Genomic DNA, 7,308 nt, shown 5'->3' with positions numbered 1-7,308 from the left:
ATTTGCCTCATCATAAGTGACTGTTTTTTGTCAACCTATTTTAGGCATGCACAACTTGAAACTTGAAACCTGAAACCTGTGACCTGAAACCTCCCTACTCCTTCGTTGACAAATAATTATAATCCTTTAGCAGCGTTTCTAAAAAATCGAATGCAGGCATGGCGCTTTGAATGGCTAATACATTTTTTACGCGGTCTGAAGCATTTTCTACCATTTGCGTATGCCCGATCTTCCGGCCGGTATCTAAAATACCTTTAATGGTATTTACGTCCCTGTCGCTTAAGCGCATCACCTGCGGGAATACAGGAACATAGCTATCGCTCACTTCCATAAAGATGGTATCTTCTAAGTTTCCCTTGGGATTGGCTTTAATGAGAAGCGTTCCGGCAGCAAGATCGCCCAGCCTTTTCGATTTTTTATGCACGGCCACCAGTACCAGGTCTGCAATAAACATGAGGGTTGTTATCCACAATGCTTTTAATGCCCCGATCCATCCAAATACAATGGCGATGATAATAACAGGAACAGAAAGATCAGACGACCGGAGCAGCCAGCGGATCATGTACTGTCCCGGCGAAGCTTTTCCACCGTTATCATTCACCACCCGCAGTCCCAGTAATTTTTTTCCCACGCTTTGCCCGTTCCAAAACAATTCACAAAAAAAATGATAGGTGAATACCGGCAATAATATCATAAGCTGCAGCGCCCACAGGTCATACCCCGAAATATTGCCCGCATAATTACCTGCGGCGGAAGCATACACATTGTAGGCAATGATGATATAAAATATTTGCAGCACAAAATCAATGATCCAGGCTATCATTCTTGTATGAAAAGGAGCGCTCTCAAATTCAAGATCAATATTAAAATTGGTAGGAATAAAAATCTTACCCATAGTATGCAATAATATATATTTGGGTCAGTTCTTAAACGATGTTAAGTATTTATTTAAATTGGAGCAAATTTAATTACTGTTGCGCGAAGCCTTATTCATAAAAAAGAATAAAGACAAGTGGCTGAAAAGCCAGCACATGCCTGCGGAAGATGCCGATGAAACCGCCGTGGAGTTCACGCAACTGGTAGATGACCTGTCGTACGCCAAAACATTTTACCCGCATAGCAGGGTAACCCGGTATTTGAACGCAAGGGCATCACAGGCCTATATGAATATTTACCAGAACAGGAAAGAAGAACGCAGCCGCCTTACGGAATTCTGGAAATATACCGTACCACTTACCGTTCGCAGGCATCATGGGGTATTATTATTTTGTGCGGCACTTTTCATTACCTTCTTTATAACGGGTTTTTATTCGTCGCAGCATGATGAAACTTTTGTACGGGAAATGCTGGGCGACCGCTATGTGAATATGACGGAAGAGAACATTGAAAACGGAAAGCCCTTTGGTGTATATGCCGAAGGTGGCGCATTGCTGATGTGGCTGGGTATTATGATCAATAATCTTTTTGTGGCATTCGGCTACTTTGCACAGGGCCTCCTGCTTTGCATTCCGCTTATTATTTCCTTACTTACGGAAGGTATCCGGCTGGGCGCATTTGAACAACTGTTCTTTTCAAAAGGCCTGGGCATGCAATCTGTGCTAACTGTTTTTATTCATGGTACGCTCGAAATATCGGCTATCGTAATTGCAGGCGCTGCCGGCATTGTATTAGGCAAGGGCTGGATCTTTCCCGGAACGGGCAAAAGATCAGACGCGTTTATGCGCGGGGCAAAAGATGGCGTTATTATACTGGCAAGCCTCATCCCTGTTTTTATTGTGGCAGCTTTTTTTGAAGGATTCATCACCCGCTATTATACGATGCCCTGGTGGTTAAGCAGCTCCATCCTGCTCTTGTCTGCCGCATACATTACCTGGTATTATATTATTTATCCTGTACAATTGCAAAAGCGTTTATGGGCTAACCGCAAAATCGTATGATGTGATCCGGCGCTTCACTTATATATTTCTTTTACTTACCGGCGCTGTTTTTACTGTTGCCCCTGTTACCTGCTATGCCCAGGATACGGACGACAGTATGGTGGTGGAGAAAGACAGTATAGAAGCCATGTTAGACAGCCTGAGCGGCTACCCGCCGGATAGTGATTATAACGGAGCGGAGCAGGACACCTTATTTTTTTCCGGCAAGGAAGATCCCTCTTCATTATATGATTCATCTGTCATAAAAAGCAGGTTTGTTCCTGATTCTGTTACGCAGGCGCTGAAAGCGGACAAAGCCTTCTGGTATGCCAATAAAGACATGCAAACCCAAAAGAAAAAAACAGGGAGCCATTCATTCTGGTATAAATTATGGGACATTGTTTTTACCATGCTCCGTTCACCGGTTTTCAGGCAGTTGATGTGGCTGCTTATGCTCATCCTGTTTTCAGCCGCTGTTATATGGTTCCTTGTACAAAATAAAATGAACATATTTGGCTCGCGTAAACCTGTTGCACTATCACCGCAGCTGAAAGAAGGCGATGCGGATAATATTTTTGCGGCCAATCTGCAGGAAGCCGTTGCCGCGGCTGCAGCAGAAGGTAATTACCGTTTGGCCGTACGTTTTTCCTACCTCCATTTATTAAAGATCTTCTCACAAAACGATTTGATCCACTACACCACCGGCGCCACCAATAGCGAATACCTCGCACGGTTATATACAAAACCTTTTTATAAAGATTTCTTCCAGGTTACCCGCAGCTACGAATATGCATGGTACGGCGAAATGCCGGTAAGCAGGGAACAGTATGAAAACATTCAGCACGATTTTTCTTCACTCTACCAAAAAGCGGGGATATCCATTTGAAAAAAGCACTACCATACCTGTTGGGCGGTTTATTGCTTTTGCTGCTGTTAGCCCTGCTCACGGGAGGAAACAAAAACAATTTCGATCACCGGGTTACCCTGAATAAAAAAGACAAGACCCCTTACGGAACGTATGTAGCTTACCAGCATCTTCCTCATTTATTTCCGCAGGCGAAAATAACCATCAACAAAAAAGAGCCGGGTTATTGGGATGAGGCGGTACTGGATTATGATACCGGCCGTCAGGTGTTGATCATTGTGTGTAAAGATTTTAACGCCGGCAATGATGAGCTCACCGAATTATTTCATTTTGCAGGCAGGGGTAATGATGTGCTCATTTCATCCTACGATCTGAGCAATAATGCGCAGCGTTTTTTCCATTTAAACTTAAGTTATGCCGATGCCGGTTTCCCGGTATTTGAAAATTTTTCTGAATTAGATACCCTTGAGCTCGGACTCATGCATCCTCCTTTTTCTAAAACATATAACCGGTATGCTTATCCTGGCAGGAAATTCAATTCATGGATCAATACCTTCGACTCTTCCATGTCGTATATGCTGGGCACATCGGCCAAGAACAAGCCTTCGTTTATCCGGTTACGTGTGGGGGATGGCAATTTTTTTATTCACACCGCGCCGCTCGCATTCAGTAATTATTTTTTGCTTCATAAAAACAACATGGGCTACTACAGCCAGTTGCTCTCTGCTATGGATGCGCAGGCTTTAACCGTTATATGGGATGAATACTACCTTCACAAGCCCACGGGAAGCGCACAAAACGATCCCTCCCCTTTTCGTGTATTGATGGAACAGCCTGCTTTTCGCATGGCCCTGCTCACCGCGCTGGCGGGGTTGGTGATATATGTATTGCTCGGCATGAAAAGAAGCCAGCGTATAATACCTGTTGTTACCGCACCTAAGAATGATTCATTAGACTTTGTAAAAACCATCGGCCGCTTATACTTCCAGAAAAGAGACAATAAAAACCTCTGCCAGAAAATGAGTGTTCACTTTACGGAATATGTTCACCGTCATTTTAACATAGCCGCAGGAAGTATGGATGCGGATTTTATTTCCCGGCTTTCGCAAAAATCGGGATGCAGTGAAGATACCATTCAGTCTGTAACAAACTATATTCGCTTTATACAGGAAGCGCCTGCTGTTCACGACCGGCAGGTCACCGAATTTTATAATGTATTAGATCGCTTTTATAAAACTATATAGCATGGAAGAAAACGTATTTGAGCTACGCACCGATCTTTCGCAACTGCATGAAGCCGTTGAGCAAATGCGCAACGAGATCGGTAAGGTAATTGTTGGACAGCAGGAAATGGTGAAACTGATTATGGCAGCGCTGCTTGCCGACGGGCATGTGCTGATAGAAGGCGTTCCCGGTGTGGCAAAGACCTTAACCGCCAGGCTGGTGGCCAAATGTATAGCATTGCATTTTTCGCGCATACAATTCACTCCTGATCTTATGCCCTCCGATGTATTGGGCACTTCTGTCTTTAACCCGAAGGAAGGCGGGTTCCAGTTTAAGCGCGGCCCGGTTTTCGGTAATATTGTACTGGTGGATGAAATTAACCGGGCGCCGGCAAAAACACAGGCCGCTTTATTTGAAGTAATGGAAGAGAAGCAGGTAACGGTAGACGGATACTCGCATTCTATGGAAAAGCCTTTTATGGTGCTGGCCACGCAAAATCCCGTGGAGCAGGAAGGCACCTACCGTTTGCCTGAAGCGCAGCTGGATCGTTTTCTTTTTAAAATAACCGTTCCCTACCCTACCGAAGAAGAAGAGGTTGCCATATTGAACAGGTTTCATCAAACACCGGGAGAAGAAATAGCGGCACAGCTACATGCTGTATTATCGGCAACGCAGATCAGCGAGCTCAGGCGATTGGTAAGATTAGTATTGGTTGAAGAAAAGCTATTGCAGTTCATTGCCCGGCTGGTTACCGCTACGCGTTCGCATAAATCTATTTACCTCGGCGCCTCTCCCAGGGCTTCCTTAGCTATAATGATGTCGGCAAAAGCCACGGCAGCTATGCAGGGCCGCGACTTTGTAACGCCGGAAGACATCTTAGAAATGGCTGTGCCGGTATTGCGGCACCGTATTATTTTAACGCCCGAAAAAGAGATGGAAGGTGCAACGGAGGATGATGTAATAAAAGAAATTATTCATGCACAGGAAATACCGCGGTAACAATTGAAAAAACTGGTGGCGCTATACCGTTCCTTTATGCTTACCCGCAACGTATATTTGTTGCTGGCTGCTGTTGTGCTGCTATTTATCCTTTCTTTTTTTATCCCGGTACTGTTCAGTGCAGCCCGGTTACTCTTAATTTTGCTGACTGTTCTTGTATTGGTGGATGCTATTGCATTGTATGCAAAGCCGGAAGCATTAAGCGGCCGGCGGATCGCTGCTGATCGTTTCAGTAACGGCGACGACAACAGGATTGACCTGCAGGTTGAAAATCATTATACTTTTACCGTAAAGGTTGTGCTTATTGATGAACTGCCTTTCCAGTTCCAGCAAAGGAACTGGAAGAGAAGAGCAGTATTGAAAGGCGGACAGGAGCGCCATCTCACCTATTCCCTGCGTCCTATGCAAAGAGGTGAATATGCTTTTGGTAATATCAATGCTTTTGTAACCAGCCCGATGGCGCTGGTACAACGCCGGTATATTTTTGAACAGGAGCAGGTAATCCCCGCCTACCCGTCTTTCCAGCAACTGAAACGCTACCAGTTGATGGCGGTAAGCAACCGCCTGAATGAAACGGGTATCCGCCGCCTGCGGAAATCGGGCAGCAGCATGGAATTTGAGCAAATCAAAGAGTATGTATCCGGCGATGATAACAGGAACGTGAACTGGAAGGCTACGGCACGCAAGGGAGACCTGATGGTAAACACCTTTACGGATGAAAAAAGCCAGCATATTTATTGTCTCATAGACAAGGGCCGTAATATGAAAATGCCTTTCGAAGGCATGACACTTTTAGACTATGCCATTAACGCTTCCCTGGTACTATCCAATGTAGCTTTGCTAAAGCACGACAAAGCCGGGCTGCTTACTTTTGCCAGCCAGCCGGAAACCTTTCTGGCGGCCGATCGTAAAGGCATACAAATGGAAATGATCCTGGAAAATTTATACCGCCAGCAAACGCATTTTTCAGAAACCGATTACGAAGCGCTGTATGCACATATCCGTGGTAAAATAAAAAGCAGGGCATTGCTGATCCTCTTTACCAATTTTGAATCTATTCCCGGCTTTCAGCGCCAGTTGCCCTACCTGCGGAAGATAGCTAAACATCATTTGCTGCTGGTGGTGTTTTTTGAAAATACCGAGTTGAAAGCGCTCAGGGAAAAGCCGGCCGAAAACCTTGAAGACATTTATATCAAAACGATTGCGGGTAAGTTTGCTTTGGAAAAAAGACTGATCGTAAAAGAGCTGCAGCAGCATGGCATACTTTCGCTGCTAACCACGCCCCGGCAGGTAAGCGTAAATACCATTAATAAGTACATTGAACTGAAAGCAAGGCAGGCACTATAAGCGAGCCGAAGAAAAGCATCAAGAACCAAATAAAACACAAAATCCGAAGCCGGAAGCACGAAACTCGAAGAAATACAAAAAGAACCAAATAACAAATAACAAGAACCAAATAAATTTCAAATCCGAAACTGCAAATCCGAAAAACGGCCAAAATCCAAACCACTTGCCTGTCTCCACAGTTCCACACTTCTCACATTTTCCACATTTTCATATCCCCTGCCCATATCTTTGCTCCAAACTTTCAAGCCGCATGCAGTCTGAACAAAATAATCCGTTTGCCGAAGGAAAAGTATTGCTGATCAATAAACCATTAGGCTGGACCTCTTTTGACGTAGTGAGAAAAATACGTTCTGCTGTAAAAATAAAAAAAGTAGGTCATGCCGGAACCCTTGATCCTTTAGCCACAGGATTACTGATCGTATGTACCGGAAAATTCACTAAAAAGATAAATGAGTACATGGCAAGGGAAAAAGAATATACCGGCAGTTTCACGCTTGGGGCAACAACACCTACTTACGACCTGGAAAGCGGGCCCGAAAATTTTAAGGATTACCATCATATTACCGAAAACCAGTTGCATGAATTAACAGAACAATTTACCGGGCAAATTCAGCAGGTTCCCCCGGCACATTCCGCCATAAAGCAGGGCGGCAGGCCCGTATACGAATTGGCCCGCAAAGGCATAGCGGTAAAACTGGAACCCAGAACATTGTTCATACAAGCATTTACCATTACGGGTATTGAACTACCCAAAGTATATTTTAAGGTAGTGTGTTCCACGGGAACGTACATCCGTAGCCTGGCGAACGACTATGGCCATGCCCTGGGCTGCGGCGCTTACCTGAGCAGCTTATGCCGTACAAGAATAGGAGAGTTTACGCTCGAAGACGCCATGAGCATGGAAGCATTTCAGCAAATGGCGGAAGCGCTGAGGCCCGGGAACAATCAGTAGCCGGT

At 45.0% G+C, this 7,308-nt stretch carries 7 protein-coding genes; 6 read left to right on the top strand and 1 reads right to left on the bottom strand.

Translation table 11 applies throughout. From position 1 onward, the window contains the following. Nucleotides 1-94: 94 nt before the first annotated feature. Entirely contained in the window at nucleotides 95-895 is an 801-nt protein-coding gene (locus PLE34_RS15130; RefSeq protein WP_324558298.1) for an RDD family protein, read from the bottom strand. A gap of 79 nt (nucleotides 896-974) precedes the next feature. On the opposite strand from PLE34_RS15130, the gene PLE34_RS15125 reads away from it, so the two are divergent. From PLE34_RS15125 to truB, 6 genes are all read left to right on the top strand, one after another. After that, nucleotides 975-1,937, top strand: a complete 963-nt coding sequence (locus tag PLE34_RS15125; RefSeq protein ID WP_324558296.1) for a stage II sporulation protein M — start codon at nucleotides 975-977, stop codon at nucleotides 1,935-1,937. A 1-nt stretch (nucleotide 1,938) separates the two neighbouring features. After that, entirely contained in the window at nucleotides 1,939-2,802 is an 864-nt protein-coding gene (locus PLE34_RS15120) for a DUF4129 domain-containing protein (RefSeq protein WP_324558294.1), read from the top strand. Next, complete coding sequence (locus PLE34_RS15115) at nucleotides 2,799-4,025, top strand: DUF4350 domain-containing protein (RefSeq protein ID WP_324558292.1); 1,227 nt, start codon at nucleotides 2,799-2,801, stop codon at nucleotides 4,023-4,025. The genes PLE34_RS15120 and PLE34_RS15115 overlap by 4 nt, the downstream gene beginning before the upstream one ends. A gap of 1 nt (nucleotide 4,026) precedes the next feature. Next, entirely contained in the window at nucleotides 4,027-5,004 is a 978-nt protein-coding gene (locus PLE34_RS15110) for an AAA family ATPase (protein ID WP_324558291.1), read from the top strand. A gap of 36 nt (nucleotides 5,005-5,040) precedes the next feature. Further along, the gene (locus PLE34_RS15105; RefSeq protein ID WP_324558290.1) at nucleotides 5,041-6,351 is read left to right on the top strand and encodes a DUF58 domain-containing protein; all 1,311 of its coding nucleotides are present in this window, start codon (nucleotides 5,041-5,043) and stop codon (nucleotides 6,349-6,351) included. Nucleotides 6,352-6,601: 250 nt separating this feature from the next. Further along, nucleotides 6,602-7,303: a tRNA pseudouridine(55) synthase TruB gene (truB, locus tag PLE34_RS15100; RefSeq protein WP_324558288.1), complete on the top strand. Its 702-nt coding sequence runs from the start codon at nucleotides 6,602-6,604 to the stop codon at nucleotides 7,301-7,303. Nucleotides 7,304-7,308 lie beyond the last annotated feature (5 nt).

The sequence above is a fragment of the Agriterribacter sp. genome (assembly GCF_035445465.1).
Classification (GTDB): Bacteria; Bacteroidota; Bacteroidia; order Chitinophagales; family Chitinophagaceae; genus Agriterribacter.
Note: the sequence above shows the minus strand (reverse complement) of the source record. Positions and strands in the feature narration are given on the sequence as shown.

Excerpts from the sequence above, each read along its gene's own strand:
- PLE34_RS15105 (WP_324558290.1), top strand. The coding sequence starts at position 5,041 with ATGCTTACCCGCAACGTATATTTGTTGCTGGCTGCTGTTGTGCTGCTA.
- truB (WP_324558288.1), top strand. The coding sequence starts at position 6,602 with ATGCAGTCTGAACAAAATAATCCGTTTGCCGAAGGAAAAGTATTGCTG.
- PLE34_RS15110 (WP_324558291.1), top strand. The coding sequence starts at position 4,027 with ATGGAAGAAAACGTATTTGAGCTACGCACCGATCTTTCGCAACTGCAT.
- PLE34_RS15130 (WP_324558298.1), bottom strand. The coding sequence starts at position 895 with ATGGGTAAGATTTTTATTCCTACCAATTTTAATATTGATCTTGAATTT.